Genomic DNA, 1,672 nt, shown 5'->3' on the forward strand with positions numbered 1-1,672 from the left:
AACAACACATTATACAATGGAGAGTTTGATCCTGGCTCAGGATGAACGCTAGCGGCAGGCCTAATACATGCAAGTCGGACGGGATTTGGGAGCTTGCTTCTGATGAGAGTGGCGCACGGGTGCGTAACACGTATGTAACCTACCTTAATCTGGGGGATAGCCTCTCGAAAGAGAGATTAACACCGCATAACATTACGACATAGCATTTTGTTGTAATCAAATATTTATAGGATTAAGATGGGCATGCGGAACATTAGCTAGTTGGTAAGGTAATGGCTTACCAAGGCTACGATGTTTAGGGGATCTGAGAGGATGGCCCCCCACACTGGTACTGAGACACGGACCAGACTCCTACGGGAGGCAGCAGTAAGGAATATTGGTCAATGGGCGGAAGCCTGAACCAGCCATGCCGCGTGCAGGAAGACGGCCCTATGGGTTGTAAACTGCTTTTGTACCGGAATAAACCCYYSWACGTGTWSGRGGCTGAATGTACGGTAAGAATAAGGATCGGCTAACTCCGTGCCAGCAGCCGCGGTAATACGGAGGATCCGAGCGTTATCCGGATTTATTGGGTTTAAAGGGTGCGTAGGCGGCCTGTTAAGTCAGGGGTGAAAGACGGTAGCTCAACTATCGCAGTGCCTTTGATACTGACGGGCTTGAATGTACTTGAGGTAGGCGGAATGTGACAAGTAGCGGTGAAATGCATAGATATGTCACAGAACACCAATTGCGAAGGCAGCTTACTAAGGTATGATTGACGCTGAGGCACGAAAGCGTGGGGATCAAACAGGATTAGATACCCTGGTAGTCCACGCCCTAAACGATGAATACTCGATGTTGGCGATATACGGCCAGCGTCTAAGCGAAAGCGTTAAGTATTCCACCTGGGGAGTACGCCCGCAAGGGTGAAACTCAAAGGAATTGACGGGGGCCCGCACAAGCGGAGGAGCATGTGGTTTAATTCGATGATACGCGAGGAACCTTACCCGGGCTTGAAAGTTAGTGAATGAGACAGAGACGTCTCAGTCCTTCGGGACACGAAACTAGGTGCTGCATGGCTGTCGTCAGCTCGTGCCGTGAGGTGTTGGGTTAAGTCCCGCAACGAGCGCAACCCCTATGTTTAGTTGCCAGCACGTAAAGGTGGGGACTCTAAACAGACTGCCTATGCAAATAGAGAGGAAGGAGGGGACGACGTCAAGTCATCATGGCCCTTACGTCCGGGGCTACACACGTGCTACAATGGGCAGTACAGAGGGCAGCTACCTGGCAACAGGATGCCAATCTCACAAAGCTGTTCACAGTTCGGATCGGGGTCTGCAACTCGACCCCGTGAAGTTGGATTCGCTAGTAATCGCGTATCAGCAATGACGCGGTGAATACGTTCCCGGGCCTTGTACACACCGCCCGTCAAGCCATGGAAGCTGGAAGTGCCTGAAGTGCGTAACCGTGATTATTTTCTTAATCTTTATTAGATGTGAGACGTGAGCTATGAGACAAAAAATCTCAGATCTCAGATCTAAAATCTCAAATCTAATTAAAAAACAACCCGGAAGATGAAGCCATCAGTGGTTCAGCCATGAGTGTGGCAGTATTGTACGAAAAAAACAGTCCTGTAGCTCAGTTTGGTTAGAGCACTACACTGATAATGTAGGGGTCAGCAGTTCAAATCTGC

Annotated in this window: 1 rRNA gene; it reads left to right on the forward strand. The window is 49.7% G+C overall.

The features are described 5' to 3' along the window. Positions 1-13 precede the first annotated feature (13 nt). Positions 14-1,461 (forward strand): 16S ribosomal RNA (locus AC1DYT_RS26660). Positions 1,462-1,672: the final 211 nt, after the last annotated feature.

The sequence above is a fragment of the Mucilaginibacter sp. P1_D10 genome, assembly GCF_056406215.1.